The organism is Mesorhizobium sp. GW821-FHT04C10, from assembly GCF_059420305.1.
Genome location: NZ_JBWKTL010000001.1, coordinates 3,401,776 through 3,426,686 on the forward strand (window position 1 = coordinate 3,401,776; position 24,911 = coordinate 3,426,686).

Below are 24,911 nucleotides of genomic sequence, written 5' to 3' on the forward strand. Positions count from 1 at the left end.
TCAATTGTGCCAGCATCACCTCATGTGCCGCGCTTCGCCGCGACGCCTTGGACCAGGGCCATGCCGACCGCCAGCGACGCAGCCAGCGAGCGGAAGCCGCCGAAGTCGGATTCCACCACCTCCAGCCAGCTGTCCGACAGCCGGATCAGCGGGCTGAAGGTGCTGTCGGTGATGGTGACGATGCGGGCCTTGCGCTCATGCGCCACCGCGACGAGGTCGGGCGTGATCGAATTGTAAGGGCTGAAGGACACCGCCAGCACGGCATCTCGGCCGCCGATGCAGCCGACCTGGTCGAGCGCGGTGGAGCCGACATTGTCGACCAGCACGTTGCGCACGCCCTGCTGGGAGAGCGTCAGCGACAGATAGGTGGTGACCGGGAAGGCGCGCTTGGAGCCGATGACATAGATCAGGTCGGCGGCCGCCAGCACCTCCACCATCTTCTCGAAACTCCCGACGTCGAAGCCCGCCTCGATGCGGCCAAGCGAGGCTTGCGAGGCGCCGACCATGCCATGCAGGAAATGCAGGAGGGCATTGGGTTCGGCCTCGGTCCGCTGCTCGCCGCGCCCGTCCGGCCACGACCCCTTGATGTGCTCCTTGAACAGGCCCTGGAAATCGGAAAAACCGGAATAGCCGAAGATCTGCGCGAAGCGCACCAGGGTCGAGGGCTGCACGCCGGCCTGTGCCGCCACCTGGGCGATGGTGCCGAGCGCGACATCGCTCGGATGCTGCCACAGGAAGATCGCCACCTGGCGCAGGCGCTTGGGGAAATGCACGGTGCCCGACGACAGCACGGCGCGCAGTTCCTCATAGGTCTGCGGCTGGATATAGCCCAATGCCGCCAGCGAGCGACCGCGCTTGCGTGTCGCCGCCTCGTCGCTGAGAGACCGTCCCGATGATTTGCCCGCCCCACTCATGATGGTCAGGCTAGCGCGGCACAATCGTATTACAATAAGGAAATTGGAAATTATGTTCGAAAGTGGTAGGGGCTCACTGTCGTCATCCCAGGACGAAGCAGGAGCGAAGCTCCGTCGCGGAGCCCCTCGGATCCATGCCCATGACGGTTGTCGAAGAATGCGGCGGAAGGAAAAATCCTGCACCGTTGCAACGCTTTGAAGTCGCGGCATGGATCTTGGGGTCTGCGCCGCGTCGCTGCGCTCCTTGCTCCGCCCCAGGATGACAAAGTGATCGGTGGAGGAGGAGAAAACATGGTCTACGCAACATCGGATGGGTCGGCGGGCAAGCGCCTGAGGGTCGGCATGGTCGGCGGCGGCCGCAATGCCTTTATCGGTGCGGTGCACCGGTTGGCGATGCGCCTCGACGACCAGATCGCGCTGGTGGCCGGCGCGCTGTCGTCCGACCCGGAGAACGCCGCCGCTTCGGCCGCCGAGATCGGCATCGCGCCGGAACGCAGCTACGCCGACTACCATGCCATGGCCAAGGCCGAAGCCGCGCGGCCTGATGGCATCGAGGCGGTGGTCATCGTCACGCCCAACCATCTGCACGCGCCGATCGCCACCGCCTTCCTCGAGGCCGGCATCGACGTCATCTGCGACAAGCCGCTGTCGACGACACTCGATGATGCCGAAGCACTGGTGGCGCTGGCACGAGCAAGAAAACGCCGCTTCGTCGTCACGCTCAACAACACAGGCTACGCCATGGTGCGCCAGGCGCGCGAAATGGTGATGGCGGGCGAGCTCGGACGGATCGTATCGGTGCATGGCGCCTATATCCAGGACTGGCTGACCAAGCCGATCGACGCCGAGGGCCAGAAGCAGGCGGAGTGGCGCACCGATCCGGCAAGGGCAGGGCAGTCGGCTGTCCTGGCCGATATCGGCGTGCATGCCTTCAACCTGGCGAGCTTCATCTCCGGCCGCGAGGCCGAGGCGGTCTCGGCCGACCTGTTCACCGCCGTGCCCGGGCGCCGGCTCGACGACAACGCGCATGTGCTGGTGCGCTGGACGGAGGGCGCGCGCGGCACGATCCTGGCCAGCCAGACCTCGCCTGGCCACTACAATGATCTCTCCGTGCGCATCTATGGCGACAAAGCCGGGCTCGAATGGTCGGGTGGGCGGCCGGAGGAACTGCGCTTTTCGCCCTATGGCGAGGAAACCCGCACGCTGGTGCGCGGCGGCCACGGATCGACGGCCGAGGCGCGGCGCGTGTCGCGCATGCCGGCGGCGCACCCGGAAGGCTATATCGAGGCCTTCGCCAATTTCTATCGTGATGCCGCGGATATTATTCGTGCGCATCGCTCGGGCGGGGTGGTCGATCCGGCGCGCGCGGCGCAGGTGCCGGATGTGGTGGATGGTGCGCGCGGCGTGAAGTTTGTCGCCGCGGCGGTGGAGTCGAATGCGGCGGGCGGGGCTTGGACGGCGGCGCGGTTTGGAGGATGACAGCGGATCTCTCGACAGGCGGGGAGATCACTCAGCCCCCAGTTGCTTCGCCAGATCAGCCAGCATCGGGCGCTGCCCGACAAGGATTTTCACCTCGGCCTCGGGCAGGCTGAACCAAGCGGCTCTGTCGACCTCGGGAAATTCCTTCATCGACCCGGATCGCGGCGGCCATTCCATGGTGAAGGTGTTGCTGCTGATGGCGGCGACATCGATCTCGGTTGTGGTCTCGACGGACCAGGCGATGACGATCTTGCCGCCCGGCTGCCTGTAGTCGCCGAGGCGCGCGAAAGGGCCGCCGACCTTGATGCCGAGCTCTTCGGCGGTCTCGCGTTGCGCCGCGGCGAGTTCGTCCTCGTCCTCGCCGACGAGCCCCTTCGGGATCGACCAGGCGCCATCGTCCTTCTTCGCCCAGAACGGGCCGCCGGGATGAACCAGAAGCACCCTGACATCGCCACCGCTTCGCCGATAAATCAGCAGGCCTGCACTGCGTTTTGCCATTTTTGTATGTCCGTTTGCGGCGCCGGTGCGAAGTCGGCGGTCACCTGATTGCGCGTGGATCATGGGCGCCGGTCTTGCGCCGGGACATTGCGACGTTATGTCAGGTGCATCCGCATTGCACCCCATTGCGGGGGCCTGCAATCTGACAGCATCGTTTGGGTTGCGTCGAAGTCAGGTGGGACGTCCGAAATGCAACTGGGTCTGATCGGCTACTACAGCGATTTCGTGGTCTATCCGCTGGTGATCGCCGTACTGGGGATCGCCGGGCTGATCGAGGCAGGCGAAGAGAGCGCCCCGGACTGGCTCGGCACAATGCTTGTCTGTCTGGGCCTGTGGACGCTGATCGAATACGTCCTGCACCGCTTCGTCCTTCATCACATTCCCTACATCAGGGATCTGCACGATCGTCATCATGTCGAGGAGCGCAGTTCGGTGGGCACGCCGACCTGGCTCAGTCTCGGCGTGCATGCGTTGATCGTACTGCCCGTTTGGATGCTCTCGGATTTCGCGACCGCCAGCGCGGTCGGTTGCGGGCTGATGCTGGGCTATCTCTGGTACATCAGCGTTCATCACATGATCCATCACTGGCACCCCTCGCATCCCAGCTACCTCTACACGCTCAAGCGCCGCCATGCTGTGCACCACCATGTCGACGACACCGCCAATTTCGGTGTGACGTCGATTTTCTGGGACAGGGTTTTCGGCACGGCCCGGCTTTGAGACAAGCGGCGCCAAGCACCTTGACAAGCCATGCTTGCCGGGTGTTGTTTTGCCGCCAACCTCTTGGACGTTGGGGATTGCCGTGAAGAAGACCTATCAAAAGCCTGTGCTGGTGAAGCGCGAATTGCTGTCCGTCGTGACCGCGGCGCCTGTTACTTCCGGGCGTTGATCCGGAAGCCTGAGCGCGAGGGCTCTCGCGCTTACAGCTCCTTTTCCGCCAGTTCCCTGAATTCGTCGGGCACGGAGCGCGCCGCTTCGAGCGCTACCGTGCCGTAGCCTACGGCCTGTTTGCCGAAGCGTTCGCGGATCTTGTCGATGGCGCGGTCGGCGCCGAATCGGGCCAGGCCTTTTTGACTGCCGGGGCGGCGCTTCTCGTCGGCGAGGCCAAGCGGCAGGTCGAGCTGCAGTTCGGCACTTTCCTCGAGATGCGAGACCGAAATCGCCAGCAGCGAGATCGTTTTCTCCTGGCGATGGTCGGCGAGCACGCCGCGCACCAGGTCGCCGGCGATCTCGGCCAGCATGGTGGTCGCGGAGATGGGCTGATCCAGCGTGATCGAGCGCGTGACGGCGCTGAGATCGGCAAAGCGCACGCGCACCGTCACCGTGCGGCCGGGCCGCGCCTTGGCGCGTAGGCGGCTGGCGACCCGGTCGGCCAGGTGCAGCAGCGCGGGCACGATCACCCGCGCCACGGCCGGCTTCAGGCCAAGCGCCGATTGCGCGCCTGCCGAGTGCGCCCGGCGCTTGGTTTCCAGTTTCCTCGGGTCGCGGTTCCACGACAGGGCGGCAAGCTTTTCGCCGGCGGCGGGGCCGAGCAGTCGCGTCAGCGCGCCGCTATGCGTTCGGGCGAGCTCGCCGATGGTCTCGACGCCGATCTCGGCCAACCGCGCCTTTGTCGCCGGGCCGACGCCCCACATCAGCGAGACCGGCAAATCGTGCAGGAAGGCGAGCTCGGTGCCGGGATCGACCACCACCAGCCCGTCGGGCTTGGCGACCTGCGAGGCGATCTTGGCCAGATGCTTGGTGCGGGCCACGCCGATCGAGATCGGCAGGCCAAGTTCCGTGCGCACGCGGCGCCGGATCGCCGTGGCGATCTCTGCCGGTTGCCCGAACAGATGCGTGCAGCCGGCGACATCGGCGAAGGCCTCGTCGATGGAAATGCGCTCGACCACCGGCGTGAAATCGTCGAGGACCTTGATCGCCGCGTCGCCCAGCCGCTGGTAGTGGCTGAAATTGCCGCCGACGAAGATCAGCTGCGGGCAAAGCTCGCGCGCCTTGCGCCCCGGCATGCCGCCGCGCACGCCGAAGGCGCGCGCTTCATAGGAGGCGGCGAGCACCACACCGCCGCCCACCGCGATCGGCTTGCCGCGCAGCGACGGATCGAGCAGCTGCTCGACCGAGGCGTAGAACGCGTCGAGATCGGCATGCAGGATGGTGGCTGTCGTTTCCATCCGGCTGCATATCCGAGGTTGCTGATGGACTTGAACAAATAGAGAACAAAAGGTGATAATTGTCAAGCCGGGCGTGGAAGCGCCGTCTTTTCAAACAACATGCTCCGCCCGCAGCGCGGCCTTCATCCGTTCCAGCGCCGGCTCGCCGCCGGCCGCCAGTTCGTCGGCAATCCGGGCCAGGTGATCGTCGGCCTTGCGATGCTTGCTGCCCCAGGCGCCGAGCGTGGCCAGCACCGGCAAAAGGTCGATGCCGGCCTCTGTCAGCCGGTAGATCGCCTTCAGCCCATGGCTCGGGTCGTCGCTGCGGGTGAGGATGCCTTGGTCCTGCAGCGTCTGCAGCCGCTCCGCCAGCGTGCGTGAGGAGATGCCTTCATCGGACTGCAGGAACTCGCGAAAATGCTTTTTCCCGGCGAAGACCAGGTCGCGGATGATGAGCAGCGTCCAGCGGTCGCCCAGCAGTTCCAGCGACAGGCTGATCGGACAGCCGGATCTTTCACGCGTCGACATTTCTATGCTTCCATTTTTAAATCACTTTACTATTGACATCATTTTTGGCTTTCGTCAATGGTTCCAAAAGTAAAGCAATTGCCTTTTGATCCCGCAGGGAGACGACGATGAAGAAGCTCATCCTTCAGATGCAGATGTCGGTCGACGGTTTCGTCGGCGCCTATGAGGATCATGGCTGGCAGCTCTGGGAGTGGGGCGACGACAACGCCTGGGACGAGGAGCTGAAGCGGGACTTCAACGCCGTTTTCGCCGGCATCGACACAATCCTGCTCAGCCGCAAGATGGCCGAGGAGGGGTATCTGACTCATTGGGGCAATGCGGCGAAGAGGTTTCCGGCCGATCCGTTCTACGCCTTCGCCCAGCGCATCGTGGAGGCACGGAAGGTGGTGCCGAGCGGCAGACTGAAAGCCTCGCGCTGGGAGCGCACGACGGTGGTCAGCGGCGACCTGCCGCGCGAAGTCGAGGCGCTGAAGGCGGGCGAGGGCGGCGACATGGCCGTCTTCGGTGGCGCCGGCTTTGCGTCGGCGCTGATCGCGGCCGGGCTGGTCGACGAGTTCCAGCTGTTCATCAACCCGGCGGTGCTGGGCGCGGGACGCCGTATCTTCGAGCAGGGCGGTTTCCAGGACCTGCTTCTGCTCGGCTCGAAGGCCTATGCCTGCGGCATGGTGGTCAATCGCTACGCGCCGGCGCGGTGAGGAGAGAAAAATCCGGGTCCGACGTATCTTTTCCACCCGCCCGTCCGTCCTTGGCTTTGGAAGGTCGCGCAGCCCGCGATCCGCAACCCTGGGAGATTATCATGGCGAGCACTGAGAGTGAGGCAAACAGGAACCACTATGCGGCGATCGTCGCCAATGCCGGCACGTTCAACAGCCCACAGGCGATGATCGATTTCAACGACACCAACTGGACCGCGCTGACCGGCGAACCCGGCGGCGTCGACTTTATAGAGGTCGATGCCGGCGGCGTGCCGGCGCTATGGATCGTGCCGAAGGGCGCCGACGAGCGGCGCGTGCTGTTCTACGCCCATGGCGGCGGCTTCCTCGGCGGTTCGATCTATACGCACCGCAAGCTGGTCGGCCATCTGGCCAAGGCCGTCGGCTGCCGGGCCTTGCTCTATGACTATCCGCTGGCGCATCAGGCCAAGCATCCGGCCCAGATCGAGGCGGCGATGGCCGCCTGGAACTGGCTCATCGACCAGGGCGTCGACACCAGGCATGTCGCGCTTGCCGGCGATTCCTGCGGCGCGGTGCTGACCTATGGCGTTCTGCAGCGGCTGCGTGCCCAGGGGCGGCCTCTGCCCGCCGCCACGCTGATCATCTCCGGCTGGTTCGACATGGCGCTGACCGGCGCCAGCTACGCGACCAACCGCGAGAAGGATCCGGCCTTCGCCAGGGAGTCCGTCGACTGGCTGGTGACCAATTTCATCGGCGACCGCGACCGGCTCGATCCGGAGGTCAGCGCGCTCTACGCCGACCTCTCCGGCTTTCCGCCTGTGTTCCTGCAGGCCGGCGCCGACGAGGCGCTGGTCGACGAAAGCCGCATGTTCGCCGAGCGGGCGCGGCAGGCGGGCGTCGAGACGCGTCTCGATGTCTTCGACGGCATGCTGCACTCCTTCCAGATGATGGCCGGCCGGGCGCCGGAGGCCGATGACGCGATCGGCCGCTTCGCCGCCTGGGTGCGGCCGAGGCTCGGCCTGCCGGATGCCGTCAGCGAGAAGATCGCCAGCGGCAAGGCGGCATAAGCATGGGCGGGCCGATCGGGTCGCACTTCGTGCTTGTGGATGCACGGCGCCTGCGCGATGCTGCCGTGACGTTAGAGCAATTCACCGTTTCACGGAAACGGCGAACTGCTCTAACTCTTTGTTTTGACGCAATTCCGAACGGAAAACCGCTACACACTTTTCCTGGAATTGCTCCAAGCGACGTGCCGCGATGAACCAGCAGATCCGCACATCCCGTGAAACGAGGCAAGGCATCGAGCCGCGCCTCGATCCCGAAGGCCTGTTCGACCTGCGCTACAGGGCATTCCTGGAGACGGTCTCGCATTTGCGTGTCCGTCTGCACCGCTACTGCGCGCGCATGACCGGCTCGGCTCTCGACGGCGAGGACATCATGCAGGAGGCGCTGTTCGAGGCCTACCGCAAGATCGCGCTGCTCGACGATGCACAGGCATTGCGGCCATGGCTGTTCCGTATCGCCCATAACAGGTGCATCGACTTCATCCGCAACCGCCGCACGCGGCTCAAGGCCGAAGCCTCCTATGCCAGCGATGAGATCGTGCTGCCTGTCGAGCCCGCCGGCGCGGGCGCCGGCCGCGCCATCGAGCGGCTGGTGGTGCACCTGCCGCCGAAGGAGCGCGCCTGCGTGCTGCTCAAGGATGTCCTCGACCACTCGCTCGAAGAGATCGCCGACCTGGTCGGCTCGACATCGGGCGGCGTCAAGTCGGCGCTCAATCGTGGCCGCGCCAAGCTCGCCGCTCTTCCGGCGCAACCGGTCGCGGCACCCGCGCACGACCCCGAACTGGAGCGGCTGCTCGGCCGCTATGTCGAGCTCTTCAATGCCAGGGACTGGGACGGGGTGCGGGCGCTGACCAGCGCCGATGCCCGGCTGCGGGTTTCGGACTGCTACAATGGCCTGCTCTCCCGCTCGCCCTATTTCGTCGAATACGAGCGCGGCGAGCCCTGGCGCATGCGGCAAGATGCGATCGAAGGGGAGGCCGTGCTGGTCGTCGACAGGCTGCAGGGCGAGGCGTGGCGGCCGGCCTATCTGGTGCGCATCCATGCCGATGGCGGCGTCATCGATCGCATCGCCGACTATTATGCCTGCCCCTGGATCCTGGAGATGGTCTTCGCGGACGAGTGACGGGCCGATCCGGCCCGCGTCCTATTTCACCGAGTCGGCGGCAGCCAGAATGACATCGGCCACCTCGCGCGGTTTGGACAGCATAGGAACGTGGCTGGTCGCAAGCTCGGTCACCTTGGCGCCGATCGCCTTGGCCATCGCGGCTTCAGCCGCTGGCGGTATCATGCCGTCGTGGCTGGCGACAATGTAGAAGCTCGGCTTGGTCTCGTAGGCGGCGGCCGTGAGCTTCTCATCGAAGATACCGGCAAAGGGCGGACCTTGCGTGGCTGCGATCAGGCTGATTTCCTGCGGCGGTAGGTCCTGCGCGAAATGTTTGGCGACGCCTTCAGCGCTTAGCCTGACATAGCCGCCGCTGTCGGCTTCCAGCGCGCTTGCCCAGGGCAGCGGCGGCTGCCCCTTGCCAAGATCGTTCACCGACACGCCCTTTGGCGGTGCGAAGGCGGCGACATAGACCAGCGCCTTGACCTTGTCGTTCACGCCCGCCTGACTGATGACGACACCGCCCCAGGAATGGCCGACCAGGATGACCGGCCCCGGCTGGGCATCGATGACCCGCCTGGTTGCGTCGACATCGGCGGCCAGCGAGCTCAACGGATTCTGCACCGCCACCACATTGAGCCCCCTGGCCTCCAGCAAGGGGATGACCTTGCTCCAGCTCGAGCCGTCGGCAAAGGCACCATGCACCAGCACGACCGTTTTCTTCGGCGCGCCGGCGGCCGAAGCCGGCGCGGCCATCGCCATGAGGACGGCGGTTCCCGACAAGAGAAGATGCGACAACGACATCGAATGGCTCCATTTTTGTCGTGACGGGCCGCCTTGCGGGCGACAACCCATCGGCTTCGTTTCACAAGATCGATTTCAGCAAGCCCGAAGCAGTCGCGTCGAGCGGTTGTTACCTGGCGAGGAAATCGGTGATCAGCTTGACCGTGGCATCCGGGTTTTCTTCCATGATCCAATGGCCGGATGCGGGCACGATGGCGCCCGTCACGTCCGACGCGACGAACCGCAGGATGTCGGCCTGTGACGTGCCCGCCGATTTCTCCGCGCCGGCCGCGAGCACCGGCATGGGCAGCTTGCCGCCGGCGGAAAGCATCGCCTGGTTGTCGACGGCGTCCTGGTCGAATGCCTTGAACTGCTCGAAGGCGTCATGCATGGCATGCGGCCGCGCATAGAGTTTTGCGTAGTGGGCGCGCGTCGCCTCATCGATCTTCTTCGGGTCGGCCGACAGTTCGTTGTAGAAGCGGTCGAGGTAGATGCGCTCGCGGCCCGCCACCAGCCGCTCCATGTCGGGGCCGCGGAAGTTGAAGTGCCATAGCAGCGGGCTTTGCTTGATCTTGTCCCAGTCACCTATGCCCGGCAGTGGTGCGTCGATGACAACCCATTTCGTGATGCGCTTCGGATATTGCGCGGCCAGTGCATAGCCGACCATGTTGCCGATGTCGTGCGTCACCAGGTCGGCCTTGTCGATCTTCAGCGCATCCATCACACCGGCGATGTCGACCGCCTGGTTCTTCTTGGCGTAGCCGCTGTCCGGATGCGCCGAAAGGCCCATGCCGCGCAGGTCCGGCACGATCACCGTGTGATCCTTCATCAGCTTTATCGCCGCCGGTGCCCACATGTCGCCTGTATCGCCGAAGCCGTGCAGCAGAATGACCGCAGGCCCTTGTCCGCCGACGCGCACATGCAGGCTGGTGCCGTTGGTCTCGATCGACTGGGTCTTGAAGCCCGCCGGAAACGGGATCACGCGCGCCGAGGCCGGAGCGGCGAGTGACAGCAGGCCAAGCACGATAACCAAAGGACGAAACATGATGCATTACCCCGAGCTTTTGTGGCCGCCGTATCGCGGTCCTTCCAACTATGGCACCATGCCCTTGATTTCGTTAGGCGTCGGTCGCCTGATTGTGAATTCGGGAACGCCGAACAATGCTAAAGCTTGAAGCCGCCGCCGCGTTTGTCGCCGTCGCGGAATCCGGTTCGATCAGCGAGGCGGCCAGGCGCATGAGCCTGTCCAAGTCCGTCATCAGCGAGCGGCTGTCGGAGCTCGAGCGCAGCCTCGGCACAAAGCTTCTGGACCGCACCACCCGCAAACTCTCGATCACCGAAGCGGGGCGAGGTTTTTACGAACGCGCCAAGCGCATCATGCAAGAGGTGGCCGATGCCAGCGCCGAAATCGCCGAACATCGCGGCGAACTGGCCGGGCCGCTCAGGATATCGGCGCCGACCAGTTTCGGCATCCTCCATCTCGGCCCGGCGCTGTATGGCTTCCTGGCCAGGCACCCGGGGATCGAACTGACGCTCGATCTCGACGATCGTTTCGTCAGCATGGTGGCCGATGGCTACGATGCCATCGTGCGTCACGGACCGGTCGTCGATGACGGACCTGTCATCGTCAAGAAGCTGGCTTCCAGCGAGCGCTTCCTGGTGGCCTCGCCGGACTATATCAAGCGGTTCGGACGGCCCGCGGCCACCGACGACCTGAAACGCCATAAGGGCATCATCTATTCCATCCGGGGCGCCGCCGACTGGCGGTTCAAGATTTCGCGGCGGCTGGTGACGATCCGCCCGCAAACGGCGCTGCGCGTCAACAACGGAATCCTGATGCGCGACGCCGCTCTTGCCGGCCTCGGCCTGGCATTACTCCCCGCCTACTTCATCCAGACCGAGATCGCCGACAAGCGATTGACGGTCGTCGATGTCGGCGCCGAGCCCCAGGGAGCCACGATCTATATCGCCTATCCCGAGGATAGGCGCGGATCCGCCAAACTGCGCGCGCTCACCACATGGCTGCGCGATGCCTTTGGCGATCCGCCCTATTGGGAGGCTTGAGCGGCGCTCACTTGGCATCATGAAAAATGATGCCGGCCGTGTGGCGCATGCCCGAGCGCAGCCGGCTGACGCCGTGGCGCAGGTTGACGCGGTAGTTGCCCTTGGTCCCCTGCACCGGCCGGTTGTGGACGGCGAAGGCCACCGCATCGCCCTGGCGCAACGGCACCACTTCGACCCGGCTCTGCATGCGCGGCCGCTGCTCGGTCAGCGCGAATTCGCCGCCGGTGAAATCCTCGCCCGGTTCGGAGAGCAGGATCGCCACCTGCAGAGGGAAGGCGAGGTCGCCATAGAGGTCCTGATGCAGGCAGTTGAAGTCGCCGGGCACATATTGCAGCAGAAGCGGCGTCGGCCGCTCCTGGCCGGCGGCATGGCACTGGTCCAGAAACTCGGCATGCGTGCGGGGATAGCGCAGGGCGATCCCCATGCGTTCGTTCCACCGGTTGGCGACCTCGGCCAGCCTTGGATAGAGTGCGCTGCGCAGGCCGCCGATGAGGTCGGGCAAGGGATAGCGGAAGTAGCGGTATTCGCCCTTGCCGAAACCGTGCCTGGCCATGTGGACATGGCTGCGGAAATGCTGCTCCTGGGGGTAGAGGCCGGCGATCCCCCGGCACTCCTCGGGTGAGAGCAGCTTTTGCATCACCGCGCAGCCGAAGCCGTCGAGTTCGGCGGCAAGGGCCGGCCAGTCGTAGCCGGTGATGCGGGTCTCCGCTGCTTCGACCACGGATGTGGCAACCTTGGCATGGGCGTTCATATCGCGGCCTCCTTGTCCAGCAGCGCGCGCTTGCGCTCGATGCCCCAGCGGTAGCCCGACGGCGTGCCGTCGGCTCTGACAACACGATGGCAGGGAATGCCGAGCGCGATCGCGTTGGCGGCACAGGCGATCGCCACGGCGCGCGCGCCGTTCGGCTGGCCAAGGCGCCGGGCAAGCGCGGTGTAGGTGATGGTGGCGCCGCACGGTATGGTGCGCAGCACTTCCCACACCCGTTGCTGGAACGGCGTGCCGTGGCGCATGTCGAGCGGCAGGTCGAGACCGGCGGCGGGCGTTTCGATGAAGCGCGCTATCGCCGCAAGATCGTCACGCAAGGCGGCCTCGCCCTCGGCCAAGGCCGTGCCGGGGAAGTAGCTGGCGAGATCCTGCTTCAATGCATCGGCGTCGGAGCCGATCAGGATGGCGCAGACGCCGAAGGGGCTGCGGGCGGCCAGGATATGGCCGATCGCGGATTGGCCGGTGGCATAGGTTATGGTGTCGTGCGCCGTCGATGCGGTCACTTGAGTTTGCATGGGGTTCATTGCCTTCACTCCTTTGTCTATGGCCGAACCCTAGCCAGGTGCCTTGCGTTCCTCACTCCGATGCTTGCTTTCAAATTCAAATCTTGGCGTTTGAGTGTGCCTATGCCACACGCGTGACGGACACCTCGCCCAGCACGAACACTTCGCCTGATGACAGGCGCAGCTCGATCTCACCTGTCGCGGTGCTGCTCAATTCGGCCTTGCCGGCATCGACCAGGCCGCCGATGGCGGCCAACACCCGTGACTTCGCGTCGATGGCTGCGCCGTTGGCGATCTGGCTGTTCGCGCCGGTGGTGGAAGACCTGGCCATCGCGCGCATCGCCGATCCTCGTCAGGTCCGCGAAGGCCGGTCGGCGGCGGTCGCCGTCCCGTCCGCCTCGCGGTCGAGAAGCGCGCGCCGGCGCTCGGCACCCCAGGCATAGCCTGAGAGGGCGCCGTCCTTGCGGATCACGCGGTGGCAGGGAATCGCGACCGCATGGGCGTTTGCGGCGCAGGCGCCGGCGACGGCGCGGGTTGCCCTGGGCGAGCCGATGCGTTCGGCGATCTCGGCGTAGGAAACCGTGCTGCCGACCGGGATATCCCGCAAGGCCCGCCAGACGCGCTGCTGGAACGCGGTGCCGCGCACGTCGAGCGGCAGGTCGAGACCGAACCGTGGGGCCTCGACGAAGCCAACGACGCGGGCGACCAGCGCCTCGTAGTCGCGGTCGCCGCCGATCAGCCGCGCCCTGGGGAAACGGTCCTGCAGGTCGCGCACCAGTGCATCCGGATCGTCGCCGAGCAGGATCGAGGCGACGCCCTTGCGGCTCGACGCCACCAGTATGGTGCCGAGCGAGGTCTCGCCGACGGCGAAGCGGATATCCTCGTTGGCGCCGCCGGCGCGGTAGCGCGTCGGCGTCATGCCGAGCATGCCGGTTGATTTTTCGTAGAAGCGGCCGCTCGAATTGAAACCGGCGTCGTAGATCGCGGCCGTCACGCTGGCGCCGTCCTCCAGACCCTGGCGGACCCGGGCGGCGCGGTGCGCGGCGGCATAGTCCTTCGGCGTCAGCCCGGTGGTCGCCTTGAAGACGCGGTGGAAATAGCCGGCGCTGCGGCCGGCGGCGTCGGCCAGTTCAGCAAGCGATGGTTCTTCCTCGCCCTGTTCGATCCTGCGGCAGGCGTCGGCGACCATCGCGGCATTGCCGGCGTCGAGCGAGGGACCATCCGGGTTGCAGCGCCGGCAGGCGCGAAAGCCGGTCGCCTTCGCCTGGGCCAGCGTGTCGTGCAGTTGCACATTGGCAGGGTTGGCCTGCCGCGACGGGCAGGAGGGCCGGCAATAGACGCCGGTCGTCGCCACCGAATACCAGAATTCTCCGTCCGCCGATTTGTCACGCGCGACGATGCGCGCCCAGCGCGGATCGTCGCTGACCGGCAGCGGTGTGGATTTGAGGTCTCTTTGGAGCGTAACGAACATGGCAGCATTGAAGCCGCCGAAAGCCGCCGCCGCCACCCGTTTCCTGACAAATGTCAGGATGGCGCAAGCGTATGCGAGGGGTGAGGTTCTCTTACGCCGCGCGTTTGGGCTCCACCGCGAACGGGCTGAGTCCCAGCCAGGTCTGCATCTTCCTGCCGATGGCCTGGTCGCCGGTCAGGGAAACCTTGGCGCCGGCCTTCTCGACGGTCAGCAACCCCATCCAGATCGCCGTCATCGTGTGCAGGTCGGTCGAGACGTAGAGATCGACATCGAAGCCCGGATCGTACCAGCAAAGGTCGACCTCGCCGTGCTTTTCGACGATCAGCCACCACGAGCGTTTGGATGCCGGCAGATCCTGATACAGGAATTGTATCACCGTGCGCCCTTCAGGGAGCGGCGATGGGTTCAGATTGCGCCGCATGTCCCACATTAGCAGCGACGGATCGAGGTTCTTGAGCGACAGCCGCGACTCGACCCATTTCTGCCCCCAGAAGCCCATCGCCTCGACGACCGGGCGCAGATCGCGGCCAGCCTCGGTCAGCCGGTAATCGAAGATCCCTTTCTCGCCCTGGACCTCCCTGCGCTCGACGATCCCCGCCAGCTCGAGCTCTTTCAGCCGTTGCGACAGAAGGGTCGGCGACATTTTTGGGACGCCGCGGCGCAGGTCGTTGAAGCGGGTCGAACCGGCCACCAATTCGCGCATCAGCACCATCGTCCAGCGGGTGCACAGCACCTCGGCGGCCATCGATAGCGGGCAGAACTGCTTGTATCCGTGCTGGGCCATGATTGGTGTCCTTCCCTCGAAGCAAGGCCGAACATTAGTCCTTCATGATTGAGGCGGCGAGTACAGAAACTGTACCGGCCCGGTACAGATCGCGGACTGGTTGGCGAGGGCCCCGCCATGCGAGCCCTTTGGCCGGTGACACGGGATACCCCTGTGCGCCGCAACCAGGAGACGACCATGACTGCTTATCTTATCGCGGACATCAAGATGAAAGACCCGAAATGGGTGCCGGACTATGCCGCCTCGGTGCACGACCTCGTCCACAAGCATGGCGGCAAGTATCTGTCGCGCAGCGGCAATGTGAAGACGCTCGAAGGCAAGCCGCTCGACACCACGCTGATCGCCCTGATGGCGTTCCCGTCGGAGGCGGCGGCGCGCGCCTTTACCAACGATCCGGCCTACGCGCCTTTCGTTTCGGCCCGTCAAGGCGGCAGCGACAGCCGTTTCCAGCTTATCGACGACACCGATCTGGCCGGAACGATCCCGTATCTGCCGAAGGGATGACCGGCATTCGCCGCATCGTTTTCGGGATCTCCAAGCAACAACAGCCACGGCGCTTGCCTGTCGCGCCGCCGTATTTCCGGCGGCCGGCCAGCCGTGCTTTTTCAAGAAGAATGGAATAGACATGATATCAGATTTCCACAACAGGCTTGTCATGGCGGGGGCCATGCTGGCCGTCTGCACCACCTTGGCGCAGGCGCATCAGGAAGCGGTTGAAGCCGCGTCCGGCCCCAATCCGCTGGCCGACAAGGTGCGGGCCGCCAACAGCCGGTTTCTCGACGTGAAAGCGGCGACGGCCGAGGGCTATGCGCCCATTCCCTGCGCCAGCGGCATCACCGGCGGCGCCATGGGCATCCACTACGTCAACGGCCAGTACCTGAAGGACGACAAGATCGACATTGCCCGTCCCGAGGCCGTCATGTACGAGCCGATGGCCGACGGCACGTTGAAGCTGGTGGCGGTCGAATACATCACCTCGAAGGGGCCGGCGTCGCTGGACGGACAGCTGTTCAACTTCAACAGCGCGCCCAACCGCTATGGCCTTGGTGAATTCTACGAGCTGCATGTCTGGGCCTGGAAGGGCAACCCGACCGGCACCTTCGCCGACATGAACCCGAAAGTGTCTTGCGAACACACGATGGCGCCGAGCCAGTAGCGGGCAAGGCCAGGCGGCGCCAAGGCCGCCTGGCCGAAAAGGCAAAGGGGTGGTTTGCCGGCCTCAGCCGGGCCCGGTCATTGCGACACCGGTTCGGGCAGCGGCAGATCCGTCCCGACGGTATCCCGGCTCGCTTGCGGCAGGACGAAACGCCCCGTCAGATACCAGATCGCGGACACGACAAGGATCGAAAGGTAGCCGTCCACGGCATAGTGCCAGCCGGTATAGACCGAGCCGAACAGGATGAGTGCTGCAAAAGACCAGCCGGCAACGGCCCAGCGGCGGCCGAAACCGGTGAGGAAGAAAGCGTTGAGCGTGACGAAGGCGACATGCATGCTTGGCATGGCGGATATGCCGCCACCCAGTTCAGGGCGGCCGCTTGTATAGGCTGTGAGCAGATAGCTGGCATACATATGGACCGGCGCGGCGTAGCTGTTCCGCGCCAGCGCGGTCTGCAAGGCGGCAAACCGGTCGCCGCCATAGAACTGGTCATGAAATATCGGGCCGGTGGAGGACAGCGCCATGGCCAGAACGGTGCCACACAGGATCGTGGTCAGCGCGAGCGCCCACAGATAACGCAAACGCGCTGCCGGGTTGTTCCAGAAGGCGACGAACAGCAAGGTGCCGAACCATTGCAGGTGCCAGCCATATCCGTAGCCGATGAAGATGACAGCCGAAATGCGTTCGGGAACGACGCGGTGCGCCCATGTCCAGGGATCGGCGCCATGCAGTCCAAGATCAAGCTCCGCCAGCATGCGGTCGGCATAGAATGGCACGATCTCCGGGATGGCGATCTTAAAGGTGGTGAAGGCGGTAATGCAGAGAAAGGACAGGAGGATCACCGGTGCCGCGCCTAGCCAGCGCTGCCTGAGCATGTCGAGCATGAACCGCGTCGGGCTATGCCTGGCAAATGTCAGCGCCATCACGCCGAGGCCGGCGGCAAGAAGCGTAGGCAGGAAGAAGACGAATGGCTCTGTGTAGGATTGCGCCAGATGCAGATAGCGGTCCGGCTGCAGGCTAAGCGCGGTAAGGGCATAGGCCAGGCACAGGGCGGTCAGCAGCCAACCGCTCCTGGTCACCGCGATGTCCAGGTCGATAACGGCAAGAGACCGGCGATCGCGGTCCCGCTGCCCGGTGTGCGCATTCATTGAAGGACGTCCCGCCAGCTGCCCAAAGCATTATTGATGGGTATTTTTGCATATTGTGTATTACTATTCAGTTACACTTGGAAAAGGATAAAAATTGAAAATATTAGACGTCTATAATTATTCTTTTTTCATCAAGGAATCGTTGACGAAGATGTCGTCGTGAAATGTACAAGTATTGACGATTTCGCGGGCCGCTTCCGAACGCCCCGAACGGCTGCCGGCTTCGACCAAGGGGCCGCCGCCTGGAGCAGTTCACCATTTCACGGAAACGGCGAACTGCTCTAACTGTTTGTTTTTACGCAATTCCTGTGGGAAAACCGTTTCACATTTTTCCTGGAATTGCCCTGGCGGCGATGGCTCTGCCGATCAGGCGGCCTTGATCAGGCCGAGCTGGGTCAGCGCCGCGACGCCGTCGTCGAGACCGATCTCCTCGACGATCCTGCCGTCGATCACCTTCAGCACCGTGGTGCCGGTGAAGCGCATGGCGCGGCCGGTGGCGGCGGGCAGCGAACCGGCGAGGAAATCGCCGAAGGCCGGCCCGGTATGCGTGCCGCCGCCCTCCCACTGGCCGACGACGTAGTCGCCCTCGGCGATGAGATCGGCGGTGGCCCAGAAGTTGAGATCCGGGAAGGCGGCGCGGAAATCGGTCATGAAGGCCTTGATGTCGTCGCGGCCCCGGCGCGGCTCATGCAAGGAATATTTGAGCAGCATGTCGGGCGCGGCGATGTCGTCGACGACGCTGAGATCGCAGGTTTCACCCCAGAAATCGGTGAACCATCTGACGACGACGGCCTTGTTGTCTTCCTGTTTGGTCATGGGAGGGTCCTCTTTGTTGTCGTGCATGCCGTTTTCCCCAAGGCGTGGGCGCATTCGACCCGATGGCTGCTGGGCGGCTGCTTCTCTCGAGATCGCCGGGATGGGCGGCCTCGTGCGATCACTAGGACCATTGGCCGGCGGCAAAACTCCGCTTCTTGTCGGCCAATCGAAAGACCGGGAGGCGTCGGTATTTGGGACCTGGACAGGGCCGCCCAGGCCAAACTCTGTTCCGCCGGGCCCAGGCCTGGCCCCGGATGGACTTGAGCGGCGAAAGGGCACTGGAGAAGGAACTGGCGATGACGAAGACCTACGAAGAGCCGAGGCTCGAAAAGCGCGAAAAGCTATCCAGCGTGACGGCGGCCAGCGGCGTGTCAACGGTCGAGGAAAGTTGACGGGCGCCCCTTGCGGCAAGCAGCGTGGGCGCCTTGATGGGCCGCTGACCTTCCAGACATGGCATTCCGCCGCTCCGGTAACTGTTTCTTCTCTGGTCTTGCCGCAGATTGCCCGTCGGTGGGGCAAGCGAAACAGACTATGGCGCGTCAGGGCAAGAAAAGTCGCAATGGAGCGTTCTGGGCCAAGGCCCTGGAACGCGCCCATCTTGGCGTCTGGGACTGGGATCTTCGCAGCGGCGACTGCTTCTATTCGGCGACCTGGGCACGAATGCTGGGTTACGGGGAAGATGAACTCGCCAACGCCAGCGACCTATGGCTGCGACTCACCCATCCCGAAGATCGCGAGCGGGCGCTGGCCAGTGGCGACCGCCACATCGCCGGGCTGACCGATACCATCGAGACCGAACTCAGGCTGAAGCACAAGCAGGGGCACTGGGTGTGGGTGCTCGATCGCGGCGGTATCGTCGAGCGAGGCACGGACGGGCGGCCGGTGCGGCTGATGGGCGTGCAGACCGACATCTCGAAGCAGAAGGCTGCCGAAGCCGCGCTCGAACAGGTCACCATGCGCTTCCGCATGGCGCTCGCCGCCAGCGGCACCGGCATCTGGCACTACGACATCGCCACCCACAAGAGCTATTGGGACGCCCGCACCAGGGCCATATTCGGTGTCGCCGCCGACGCCGACGAGGTGCCCGCCGATCTCTGGCACAGCTATCTGCACCCCGACGACAAGGAAGCCACCGAGCGCGCGCACCAGCCGGCACCCGGCTCGGACGGCGTCACCGCCTCGCAATACCGCATCATCAAGCGCGACGGCGAGATCCGCCATATCGAATCGCTGGTGCGTTTCGTCGCCGCCGCGGGCGCTGCCGGCCAGGTCCTCGGCACGGTGCGCGACATCACCGAGGACAAGCTGCGCGAGCAGGAGCTTGCCTTCGCCGCGCGTCACGATGCGCTGACCGGCCTGTGGAACCGCGCCGCCTTCGACAGGCTGCTTGCCGACCATATCGCCACGGGCATGCCGCTGGCGGTGTTCTATGTCGATCTCGACTACTTCAAGGCGCTCAACGACTTCGCCGGCCACGCCGCCGGCGATCTCGCGCTGAAGAGCGTGGCGGCGGGCATCGGCCGCTGCCTGCCGCCATCGGCGCATGCGGCGCGGCTGGGCGGCGACGAGTTCGCCCTGCTGGTGCCCCATTGCGACGCCGCACAGGCCGAGCGGCTGGCCGGCGCGATCCTGGCGGCCGTGCGCGGCGCCGATCTCGGCCTCGCCGTGACCTCGCGCCGGCTCGCGGCGAGTATCGGCATCGCGATCGTCGATGACCGAGCCACCACGGTTGCCGACGCGCTGGCCTGCGCCGACGATGCCTGCTACGCGGCCAAGGCCGCCGGGCGCGACCGTTTCGCGGTGTTTTCGGCCGAGGCCGCTTCGGGCGGCCTCAACGCGGCACGGCTCGCCGCCGATACGGTCGACGCCATGGAGGACGGCCGGCTGAAACTGTTCGGCCAGGAGATCCACCGGTTGGGCCGGCCCTGGCAGGAAAGCCGCCATGTCGAGGTGCTGGCGCGGCTTGCCGGGCGCGCCGGCAAGCTGATCCCCCCCAGCGAATTCATACCGGCGGCCGAGCGCTTCGGCATTGCCGCCAGGCTCGATCGCTGGATCATCCGCACCGCGCTCTCGCAGCACGGCGCGGCCATGAAGTCCGGCGCGATCACGCTCGGCTTCAACCTGTCGGCGCAGACGCTGAGCGATCCGGGGCTGTGGGACTTCGTCGACAGCATCATCGAGCAAACCGGAGCGCCGCATTCCGGCATCGGATTCGAGATCACCGAAACCGCCGCCGTCACCAATTTCGACGCCGCCGAGGCGTTCGTGCGCAAGGCGCGCGAGCGCCGCTGCAAGGTCAGCCTCGACGATTTCGGCGCCGGCATGAGTTCGTTCGAATATCTCAGGCGTTTTCCGGTCGATGCCATCAAGATCGATGGGTCCTTCATCGAGCACATCGCCGAGAGCCGCTTCGACCGCGAGATCGTCTCGGCCATATCAGGCATTGCCCGCAGCGTCGGCTGCGCCGTCGTGGCCGAGAAGATCGAGCAGGCCGAGACGCTCGGCATCCTGCAGGCAATGGGCGTCGATTTCGGCCAGGGCTTCCTGCTGCACCGGCCCGAACCGCTGGAGCAGATCGTGGCACGTGCGGCCGGGCCGGCAAGCGGAGCCCGCAAGGCGTCCTGATGCCTGTCGCTTACATCAGCTGGGGTGCCGCATCGTCGCCTGAGGAAAGTCCAGCACTCCGGTCTCGGGCCGCCTGTGCTGGGCTTCCGCCACCGTCTCGATGAGGAGGTCGAGGGCCTCGCATGTCGAGCGGCTCGTCTCGTCATTGCCGCGCAGATAGTGATAGGCGCGTTCGAGATGGATGCGGGCGGCTGAAAAATCGCTGGTCAATGGTCCCTCCATGATCCCGCCCTAATTTATCTTGGCTTGCCCGCCGGAACGCTGGGTAAATATCCACAGGCGTTTTTTATTCAAATGCCGCCGGACCTTGCCGCGCTGTCAGGAGAGACACCGCGCAACTCTTTGCCCTGCCTGCCCGCACGGCTAGACTGAGACTTCTTTTCCCGAGGTGACATTCATGATCGTCCAGGCCTGCATCAACGGCGCGCGTCGGCTCGATTTCCATCCGAAGCTGCCGCTGACCGTCGAGACGATGGCAAGCGATGCCGCAGCCTGCGTCGCCGTCGGCGCCGGCGAACTGCACATCCATCCGCGCGGCGCCGACGGGCGCGAAAGCCTGGCCGCCGTCGATGCGACGGTGCTGGCGGTGCGCCGGGCTTGCCCGGGCACGCTTGTCGGCGTGTCGACCGGCGCCTGGATCGAAAACGATGTCGGTCGGACCCGGGCGGCGATCGCCGGCTGGCGCGAGCTGCCCGACTATGCCTCTGTCAATCTGTCGGAGGCCGACGCGCCCGCCGTGATGGAGCTGTTGCGCCAGCGCGGCGTCGGCATCGAGGCCGGGCTTGCCACGACAGAGGATGCCGAGCGCTTCGTGGCGCTTGCCGACCGTAGCCGGGTGCTGCGCATCCTGATCGAGATCGACATACAGGACCTGGCGGCAGCGCTCGACGAGGCTCGAGGCATCGGCGCCGTGCTCGAACGCGCCGAGATGCGGCGGCCGATCCTGCTGCATGGCGTCGACGCCACGGTCTGGCCGTTCGTGAAATTGGCGCGCCAAAGGCGCTGGTCGACGCGGGTCGGGCTGGAAGACGGCAAGACGCTGGCCGACGGAACGGTGGCGAAGGACAATCCCGAAATCGTTGCGGCGGCGGTGGCGATCTTCTCGTCGCGGGGCTGATCTACTGCCTCGTCTCGTCCGGCGCCGCGACCCGCAGCACCAGCGCGGCCAGCGCGATCACCGGCGGGATGACGAAGCACCAGACGTTGACGAAGGCGAAGCCGAGTGCGGCTGCCGCGCAGCCGGCGGCGAACACGGCGACCGCCGCCGCCATGCGCCGCAGGCGGGCAACAAGCGCCGGGCGGGCCTCCGGCGCCAGCCCGCCGATGAGGTCGGCGAGGTCGATCATGATCTGGGTGGTGGTGCCGGTCATCAGCGTCGAGGGCGGGGCTGCCGCCAGATGGACCCGGTGCACCGCGTTCTGGATCGCCATGGCGGCGACCAGCACCATGCCGGTGAGGATCGCGGCCGCGCTGTCGCCGCTGGCGAAGGGGCCAAAGCGGATCGCCAGGGCGGCGCCGATGACAAGCAGCGCCAGTTTGGTTCCCAATAGCGGCCCGAGCGCCGGCCGGCCATGCCGGCGCAGATGTTCGCCGGCCAGCCGGGTCAGGATGACGACGATGCAGAACACCGGCAGCGCCAGGAGCTTTGCCAGCACACCAGAAATGCCCAGCACCAGCGAGGCGCCCAGGGTGACGAAGTTCCCCGTCACATGCGCGGTGAACAGGCCCTGCAGCGCCAGGAAGCCCGCCGTGTCGACATAACCGCCATTGAGGCTCAACAGCAGCGGCAGAGTGGGCTTCATGGCGGCATCTCGCGTCCGGGGATCAGGCAGCGTCTCATATCCCCGCGCGCGGCAATCCATCATTTCGGCACGCCGCGTAGCGCAAAGTTTCTGAAACAGGGTCGAGTGTTATTTCAGAAACATACACTGAAAATGAAACAGCTGTTGGAAGTTGGTCGAATCTGACATATGGATTCTCTTATTGCAGAAATCGAGGATGTTTCTGAAATATGGATTTGTCAGCCTACAAAGCGGGACGCTACGAAAAGCGGCTGGAATATCGTAGTTTCGCGCCGACCCCGGTCAATCATCCCTGGATCATCTCCGACCCCGAAGTCATCGACGTACTTGGTCGCGCCGACCGCGCATTGGGCGAATTGAATGCATTCGCACAACTCGTCCCCGACATCGATTTCTTCATTAGCATGTATGTCGCGAAGGAAGCCACGCAGTCGAGCCGTATTGAGGGCACCCAGACCAATATCGAAGACGCCTTCAAACAGATCGAAGACCTATCTCCCGAAGCGCGCGACGACTGGGGAGAGGTACAGAACTACATCCAGGCGATCAATAGCGCCATTGCCAGCTTGGAGCGGCTGCCTTTCTCCAACAGATTGCTGAAGGAAACACACGCCATCCTCATGCAGGGCGTACGTGGCGAAACTAAGCAACCCGGCGAATTTCGAACCAGTCAGAACTGGATTGGCGTTAGTCTAAGAAACGCGGTGTTCGTGCCCCCGCATCATGAGCATGTGTCCGAGCTCATGAGCGATATGGAAAAGTTCATCCATGACGACAGCCTGCGCGTGCCGCCGCTCATCCGAATTGCGATCGCCCACTATCAATTCGAAACCATCCATCCGTTCCTGGATGGCAATGGGCGGTTGGGTCGCCTTATGATCTCGCTTTACCTCGCCTCGCAGGGCCTTCTTATCAAACCCGCGCTCTACCTGTCCGACTATTTCGAGCGCAACAAGACCGCCTACATCGATCACCTTATGGCCGTGCGCGAGGGCAACCATATGCGCGACTGGTTGATCTTCTTTCTCCACGGAGTTGAGGAAACAGCGCGCGCGTCCGCCGACGTGTTCCGCAAGATTCTGGTGCTCAAAGAGCGGATAGAGCGCGAGACGCTGCCGCGCTTCAGCCATCGCCGTCAAGGAAACGCACAACAGCTTGTAAGACATCTTTACAGGCGACCATTGGTCGATGTGAAAGGCGTCACCATTCTGCTGAACACGACGACGAATACGGCCACGTCGTTGATTGCCGATCTCATAAGCCACGGGCTTCTAGTCGAAGTGACCGGTCAAAGGCGCAATCGGCTTTTCGTGTTCGAACGATACCTCCAGCTCTTCGAAAGGCGCAGAGGTGGCTGACGTCCGCGCGCCGCGTTGCGTGAGACCTCCGAAGGTCGCGGTTCGGTGTCCGGTCCCTTTCCGAAGATTATAGCCCCAGGATTGTCCGGACCGCCTGATCGACCACCGGATGCAGGCCGCTGGCCTGGAAGGAGAGGCGGTTGCCGGAGCCGACATTGCTGGTCATGGCGATGGTGAGATCCGTTTCCGGGTCATGCAGCATGACGGCGACATAGCCAGGAATGCTGCCCTGGTGGCCGTAGAAGGCGCGGTCGGCATAGGTGCTCTGGAACATGCCGGCGCCGGTTTCGCGCATTCGTGTGCCGGGGAAGCTCGCCGGCACGCGGTGTTCGAACATCTCTGCGAAGAAGGGCGGCGACAGCAGCCCGCCGGAAAACAGGCCGCGCATGAAGCCCACCATGTCGGATGGGGTCGACACCATGTCGCCGCAGCCATAGGCGGCGCCGAAGGGGAAGGAATCGGAGGAATCCTGCAAGGCGTCGGAATAGGGCAGCACGCCGTCCATGCGCCACATCTCGCCGCCCGAGGCGATGTCGGTGGGCGCGTTCGGCGCCGGCGGCGGCCGGTGGTAATAGCCGCGCACCATCGATTTTTCCGGAAAGGCTTCGGTCGCCGGCGACCAGGTGTTTTTCAGGCCGAGCGGCTGCAGGATCGCGCTTCTGACATAGGCGCCCAGCGACTGGCCGGTGACGGCCTCGATCACCATGCCGGCCAGCACATAGCCGGTGTTGTTGTAGACGGCCGGACCGCCCGGGGCCTTCTGCTTGTCGGAGGCGAAGGCGATGTCGACCAGCTGCTGCGGCGTCCACCGCCGGCTCGGGTCCATCGGAATGTAGTATTCGAATTCCGGCAGCCCGTTGCGATGGTTGATCAGCTGGCGCACCGAAATATCCCGGGCGCCTGGCAGGTCCGGAAACCAGGCGGAGATCGGCGCGCCGAGATCGAGCTTGCCGGTCTCGGCGAGCTTGACCAGTGCCGCCGCGACGAAGGTCTTGGTGCAACTGCCGATCTTGAACAGTTGGTCTGGGGTGACTGGGGTGCCGTGCTTGCGGTCGGCGAGGCCAGCGGTGAGGGCGGTTGGCGTGGCGCCTGTCGAGTAAGCGAGCGAGGCGCCGACCGCACCGTCGGCGAGGTAGGTGGCGAGGAGGGAGGTCAGATCTTTTGTCATGATGGTCTCGCTTTCTTTTTCCCTTCTCCCCTTGTGGGAGAAGGTGGATCGGCGGTTAGCG

Annotated in this window: 27 protein-coding genes; 11 read left to right on the forward strand and 16 right to left on the reverse strand. The window is 64.8% G+C overall.

Annotated features, from left to right (window positions below; genetic code table 11):
- Window positions 1-20: 20 nt before the first annotated feature.
- The gene (locus tag AC07UC_RS16445) at window positions 21-914 is read right to left on the reverse strand and encodes a MurR/RpiR family transcriptional regulator (RefSeq protein WP_494906745.1); all 894 of its coding nucleotides are present in this window, start codon (window positions 912-914) and stop codon (window positions 21-23) included.
- Between the two features lie 291 nt (window positions 915-1,205).
- On the opposite strand from AC07UC_RS16445, the gene AC07UC_RS16450 reads away from it, so the two are divergent.
- Window positions 1,206-2,393: a Gfo/Idh/MocA family protein gene (locus AC07UC_RS16450; protein ID WP_494906746.1), complete on the forward strand. Its 1,188-nt coding sequence runs from the start codon at window positions 1,206-1,208 to the stop codon at window positions 2,391-2,393.
- A 27-nt stretch (window positions 2,394-2,420) separates the two neighbouring features.
- Here the strand turns inward: AC07UC_RS16450 and AC07UC_RS16455 are convergent, their stop codons facing one another.
- Complete coding sequence (locus AC07UC_RS16455; protein ID WP_494906747.1) at window positions 2,421-2,891, reverse strand: NUDIX hydrolase; 471 nt, start codon at window positions 2,889-2,891, stop codon at window positions 2,421-2,423.
- 189 nt (window positions 2,892-3,080) lie between these two features.
- On the opposite strand from AC07UC_RS16455, the gene AC07UC_RS16460 reads away from it, so the two are divergent.
- Entirely contained in the window at window positions 3,081-3,611 is a 531-nt protein-coding gene (locus AC07UC_RS16460; protein ID WP_494906748.1) for a sterol desaturase family protein, read from the forward strand.
- Between the two features lie 200 nt (window positions 3,612-3,811).
- On the opposite strand, the gene dinB is transcribed toward AC07UC_RS16460, so the two are convergent.
- Window positions 3,812-5,059: a DNA polymerase IV gene (dinB, locus tag AC07UC_RS16465; RefSeq protein ID WP_494906749.1), complete on the reverse strand. Its 1,248-nt coding sequence runs from the start codon at window positions 5,057-5,059 to the stop codon at window positions 3,812-3,814.
- A 90-nt stretch (window positions 5,060-5,149) separates the two neighbouring features.
- Window positions 5,150-5,566, reverse strand: coding sequence for a winged helix-turn-helix transcriptional regulator (locus tag AC07UC_RS16470; RefSeq protein ID WP_494906750.1), 417 nt, complete (start codon window positions 5,564-5,566; stop codon window positions 5,150-5,152).
- 107 nt (window positions 5,567-5,673) lie between these two features.
- On the opposite strand from AC07UC_RS16470, the gene AC07UC_RS16475 reads away from it, so the two are divergent.
- The 3 genes from AC07UC_RS16475 (at window position 5,674) to AC07UC_RS16485 (ending at window position 8,427) form a co-directional block, all read left to right on the forward strand.
- The gene (locus AC07UC_RS16475) at window positions 5,674-6,261 is read left to right on the forward strand and encodes a dihydrofolate reductase family protein (RefSeq protein WP_494906751.1); all 588 of its coding nucleotides are present in this window, start codon (window positions 5,674-5,676) and stop codon (window positions 6,259-6,261) included.
- A 101-nt stretch (window positions 6,262-6,362) separates the two neighbouring features.
- Window positions 6,363-7,307, forward strand: a complete 945-nt coding sequence (locus tag AC07UC_RS16480) for an alpha/beta hydrolase (RefSeq protein WP_494906752.1) — start codon at window positions 6,363-6,365, stop codon at window positions 7,305-7,307.
- 190 nt (window positions 7,308-7,497) lie between these two features.
- Entirely contained in the window at window positions 7,498-8,427 is a 930-nt protein-coding gene (locus AC07UC_RS16485) for a sigma-70 family RNA polymerase sigma factor (RefSeq protein ID WP_494906753.1), read from the forward strand.
- 21 nt (window positions 8,428-8,448) lie between these two features.
- Here the strand turns inward: AC07UC_RS16485 and AC07UC_RS16490 are convergent, their stop codons facing one another.
- Complete coding sequence (locus AC07UC_RS16490) at window positions 8,449-9,210, reverse strand: alpha/beta fold hydrolase (RefSeq protein ID WP_494906754.1); 762 nt, start codon at window positions 9,208-9,210, stop codon at window positions 8,449-8,451.
- Between the two features lie 109 nt (window positions 9,211-9,319).
- Complete coding sequence (locus AC07UC_RS16495; RefSeq protein ID WP_202326797.1) at window positions 9,320-10,234, reverse strand: alpha/beta fold hydrolase; 915 nt, start codon at window positions 10,232-10,234, stop codon at window positions 9,320-9,322.
- Window positions 10,235-10,350: 116 nt separating this feature from the next.
- Between AC07UC_RS16495 and AC07UC_RS16500 the strand changes: the two genes are divergently transcribed.
- Window positions 10,351-11,253, forward strand: a complete 903-nt coding sequence (locus tag AC07UC_RS16500; protein ID WP_494906755.1) for a LysR family transcriptional regulator — start codon at window positions 10,351-10,353, stop codon at window positions 11,251-11,253.
- Between the two features lie 7 nt (window positions 11,254-11,260).
- Here AC07UC_RS16500 and AC07UC_RS16505 read toward each other — a convergent pair whose 3' ends face one another.
- The 5 genes from AC07UC_RS16505 to AC07UC_RS16525 all read right to left on the reverse strand — a co-directional run bounded on the left by AC07UC_RS16505 (window position 11,261) and on the right by AC07UC_RS16525 (window position 14,777).
- Complete coding sequence (locus AC07UC_RS16505; protein WP_494906756.1) at window positions 11,261-12,004, reverse strand: 2OG-Fe(II) oxygenase; 744 nt, start codon at window positions 12,002-12,004, stop codon at window positions 11,261-11,263.
- Window positions 12,001-12,543 carry a methylated-DNA--[protein]-cysteine S-methyltransferase gene (locus tag AC07UC_RS16510; RefSeq protein WP_202326800.1) on the reverse strand — a complete coding sequence of 181 codons (543 nt, stop codon included), beginning with the start codon at window positions 12,541-12,543 and terminating at the stop codon, window positions 12,001-12,003. Before AC07UC_RS16510 ends, AC07UC_RS16505 begins: the two co-directional genes overlap by 4 nt.
- 100 nt (window positions 12,544-12,643) lie before the next feature.
- Window positions 12,644-12,853: a hypothetical protein gene (locus AC07UC_RS16515; protein ID WP_244735460.1), complete on the reverse strand. Its 210-nt coding sequence runs from the start codon at window positions 12,851-12,853 to the stop codon at window positions 12,644-12,646.
- 21 nt (window positions 12,854-12,874) lie between these two features.
- Window positions 12,875-13,993, reverse strand: a complete 1,119-nt coding sequence (gene ada / locus AC07UC_RS16520) for a bifunctional DNA-binding transcriptional regulator/O6-methylguanine-DNA methyltransferase Ada (RefSeq protein ID WP_494906757.1) — start codon at window positions 13,991-13,993, stop codon at window positions 12,875-12,877.
- A gap of 91 nt (window positions 13,994-14,084) precedes the next feature.
- Window positions 14,085-14,777, reverse strand: a complete 693-nt coding sequence (locus AC07UC_RS16525) for a winged helix-turn-helix transcriptional regulator (protein ID WP_140771229.1) — start codon at window positions 14,775-14,777, stop codon at window positions 14,085-14,087.
- Window positions 14,778-14,954: 177 nt separating this feature from the next.
- Here AC07UC_RS16525 and AC07UC_RS16530 point away from each other — a divergent pair, with 177 nt between their 5' ends.
- Window positions 14,955-15,281, forward strand: coding sequence for a DUF1330 domain-containing protein (locus AC07UC_RS16530; RefSeq protein ID WP_013894455.1), 327 nt, complete (start codon window positions 14,955-14,957; stop codon window positions 15,279-15,281).
- Window positions 15,282-15,432: 151 nt separating this feature from the next.
- Window positions 15,433-15,933, forward strand: coding sequence for a hypothetical protein (locus AC07UC_RS16535; protein WP_494908946.1), 501 nt, complete (start codon window positions 15,433-15,435; stop codon window positions 15,931-15,933).
- 77 nt (window positions 15,934-16,010) lie between these two features.
- On the opposite strand, the gene AC07UC_RS16540 is transcribed toward AC07UC_RS16535, so the two are convergent.
- Together AC07UC_RS16540 and AC07UC_RS16545 are read right to left on the reverse strand one after the other, a co-directional pair.
- A complete protein-coding gene (locus AC07UC_RS16540) occupies window positions 16,011-17,081 on the reverse strand; it encodes a phosphatase PAP2 family protein (protein WP_202326803.1) in 1,071 nt (356 codons plus the stop codon).
- 366 nt (window positions 17,082-17,447) lie between these two features.
- Window positions 17,448-17,897: an ester cyclase gene (locus tag AC07UC_RS16545; protein ID WP_454580770.1), complete on the reverse strand. Its 450-nt coding sequence runs from the start codon at window positions 17,895-17,897 to the stop codon at window positions 17,448-17,450.
- 531 nt (window positions 17,898-18,428) lie between these two features.
- Here AC07UC_RS16545 and AC07UC_RS16550 point away from each other — a divergent pair.
- Window positions 18,429-20,522, forward strand: coding sequence for an EAL domain-containing protein (locus AC07UC_RS16550; RefSeq protein ID WP_494906758.1), 2,094 nt, complete (start codon window positions 18,429-18,431; stop codon window positions 20,520-20,522).
- A gap of 15 nt (window positions 20,523-20,537) precedes the next feature.
- Here the strand turns inward: AC07UC_RS16550 and AC07UC_RS16555 are convergent, their stop codons facing one another.
- On the reverse strand, window positions 20,538-20,732 hold the full coding sequence (locus tag AC07UC_RS16555) for a hypothetical protein (RefSeq protein WP_494906759.1): 195 nt from the start codon (window positions 20,730-20,732) through the stop codon (window positions 20,538-20,540).
- Between the two features lie 187 nt (window positions 20,733-20,919).
- Here AC07UC_RS16555 and AC07UC_RS16560 point away from each other — a divergent pair, with 187 nt between their 5' ends.
- Window positions 20,920-21,639 (forward strand): 3-keto-5-aminohexanoate cleavage protein, encoded by a 720-nt coding sequence (locus AC07UC_RS16560; RefSeq protein ID WP_494906760.1) that lies wholly within the window; start codon window positions 20,920-20,922, stop codon window positions 21,637-21,639.
- A gap of 1 nt (window position 21,640) precedes the next feature.
- Here the strand turns inward: AC07UC_RS16560 and AC07UC_RS16565 are convergent, their stop codons facing one another.
- Entirely contained in the window at window positions 21,641-22,324 is a 684-nt protein-coding gene (locus AC07UC_RS16565) for a YoaK family protein (protein ID WP_494906761.1), read from the reverse strand.
- Between the two features lie 209 nt (window positions 22,325-22,533).
- Between AC07UC_RS16565 and AC07UC_RS16570 the strand changes: the two genes are divergently transcribed.
- On the forward strand, window positions 22,534-23,682 hold the full coding sequence (locus tag AC07UC_RS16570) for a Fic family protein (RefSeq protein WP_494906762.1): 1,149 nt from the start codon (window positions 22,534-22,536) through the stop codon (window positions 23,680-23,682).
- 67 nt (window positions 23,683-23,749) lie between these two features.
- Here the strand turns inward: AC07UC_RS16570 and AC07UC_RS16575 are convergent, their stop codons facing one another.
- Entirely contained in the window at window positions 23,750-24,850 is a 1,101-nt protein-coding gene (locus AC07UC_RS16575) for a serine hydrolase domain-containing protein (RefSeq protein ID WP_494906763.1), read from the reverse strand.
- Window positions 24,851-24,911 lie beyond the last annotated feature (61 nt).

Coding starts and splice junctions, on each gene's coding strand:
- AC07UC_RS16445 (WP_494906745.1), bottom strand. CDS start 914: ATGAGTGGGGCGGGCAAATCATCGGGACGGTCTCTCAGCGACGAGGCG.
- AC07UC_RS16450 (WP_494906746.1), top strand. CDS start 1,206: ATGGTCTACGCAACATCGGATGGGTCGGCGGGCAAGCGCCTGAGGGTC.
- AC07UC_RS16455 (WP_494906747.1), bottom strand. CDS start 2,891: ATGGCAAAACGCAGTGCAGGCCTGCTGATTTATCGGCGAAGCGGTGGC.
- AC07UC_RS16460 (WP_494906748.1), top strand. CDS start 3,081: ATGCAACTGGGTCTGATCGGCTACTACAGCGATTTCGTGGTCTATCCG.
- dinB (WP_494906749.1), bottom strand. CDS start 5,059: ATGGAAACGACAGCCACCATCCTGCATGCCGATCTCGACGCGTTCTAC.
- AC07UC_RS16470 (WP_494906750.1), bottom strand. CDS start 5,566: ATGTCGACGCGTGAAAGATCCGGCTGTCCGATCAGCCTGTCGCTGGAA.
- AC07UC_RS16475 (WP_494906751.1), top strand. CDS start 5,674: ATGAAGAAGCTCATCCTTCAGATGCAGATGTCGGTCGACGGTTTCGTC.
- AC07UC_RS16480 (WP_494906752.1), top strand. CDS start 6,363: ATGGCGAGCACTGAGAGTGAGGCAAACAGGAACCACTATGCGGCGATC.
- AC07UC_RS16485 (WP_494906753.1), top strand. CDS start 7,498: ATGAACCAGCAGATCCGCACATCCCGTGAAACGAGGCAAGGCATCGAG.
- AC07UC_RS16490 (WP_494906754.1), bottom strand. CDS start 9,210: ATGTCGTTGTCGCATCTTCTCTTGTCGGGAACCGCCGTCCTCATGGCG.
- AC07UC_RS16495 (WP_202326797.1), bottom strand. CDS start 10,234: ATGTTTCGTCCTTTGGTTATCGTGCTTGGCCTGCTGTCACTCGCCGCT.
- AC07UC_RS16500 (WP_494906755.1), top strand. CDS start 10,351: ATGCTAAAGCTTGAAGCCGCCGCCGCGTTTGTCGCCGTCGCGGAATCC.
- AC07UC_RS16505 (WP_494906756.1), bottom strand. CDS start 12,004: ATGAACGCCCATGCCAAGGTTGCCACATCCGTGGTCGAAGCAGCGGAG.
- AC07UC_RS16510 (WP_202326800.1), bottom strand. CDS start 12,543: ATGAACCCCATGCAAACTCAAGTGACCGCATCGACGGCGCACGACACC.
- AC07UC_RS16515 (WP_244735460.1), bottom strand. CDS start 12,853: ATGGCCAGGTCTTCCACCACCGGCGCGAACAGCCAGATCGCCAACGGC.
- ada (WP_494906757.1), bottom strand. CDS start 13,993: ATGTTCGTTACGCTCCAAAGAGACCTCAAATCCACACCGCTGCCGGTC.
- AC07UC_RS16525 (WP_140771229.1), bottom strand. CDS start 14,777: ATGGCCCAGCACGGATACAAGCAGTTCTGCCCGCTATCGATGGCCGCC.
- AC07UC_RS16530 (WP_013894455.1), top strand. CDS start 14,955: ATGACTGCTTATCTTATCGCGGACATCAAGATGAAAGACCCGAAATGG.
- AC07UC_RS16535 (WP_494908946.1), top strand. CDS start 15,433: ATGGCGGGGGCCATGCTGGCCGTCTGCACCACCTTGGCGCAGGCGCAT.
- AC07UC_RS16540 (WP_202326803.1), bottom strand. CDS start 17,081: ATGAATGCGCACACCGGGCAGCGGGACCGCGATCGCCGGTCTCTTGCC.
- AC07UC_RS16545 (WP_454580770.1), bottom strand. CDS start 17,897: ATGACCAAACAGGAAGACAACAAGGCCGTCGTCGTCAGATGGTTCACC.
- AC07UC_RS16550 (WP_494906758.1), top strand. CDS start 18,429: ATGGCGCGTCAGGGCAAGAAAAGTCGCAATGGAGCGTTCTGGGCCAAG.
- AC07UC_RS16560 (WP_494906760.1), top strand. CDS start 20,920: ATGATCGTCCAGGCCTGCATCAACGGCGCGCGTCGGCTCGATTTCCAT.
- AC07UC_RS16565 (WP_494906761.1), bottom strand. CDS start 22,324: ATGAAGCCCACTCTGCCGCTGCTGTTGAGCCTCAATGGCGGTTATGTC.
- AC07UC_RS16570 (WP_494906762.1), top strand. CDS start 22,534: ATGGATTTGTCAGCCTACAAAGCGGGACGCTACGAAAAGCGGCTGGAA.
- AC07UC_RS16575 (WP_494906763.1), bottom strand. CDS start 24,850: ATGACAAAAGATCTGACCTCCCTCCTCGCCACCTACCTCGCCGACGGT.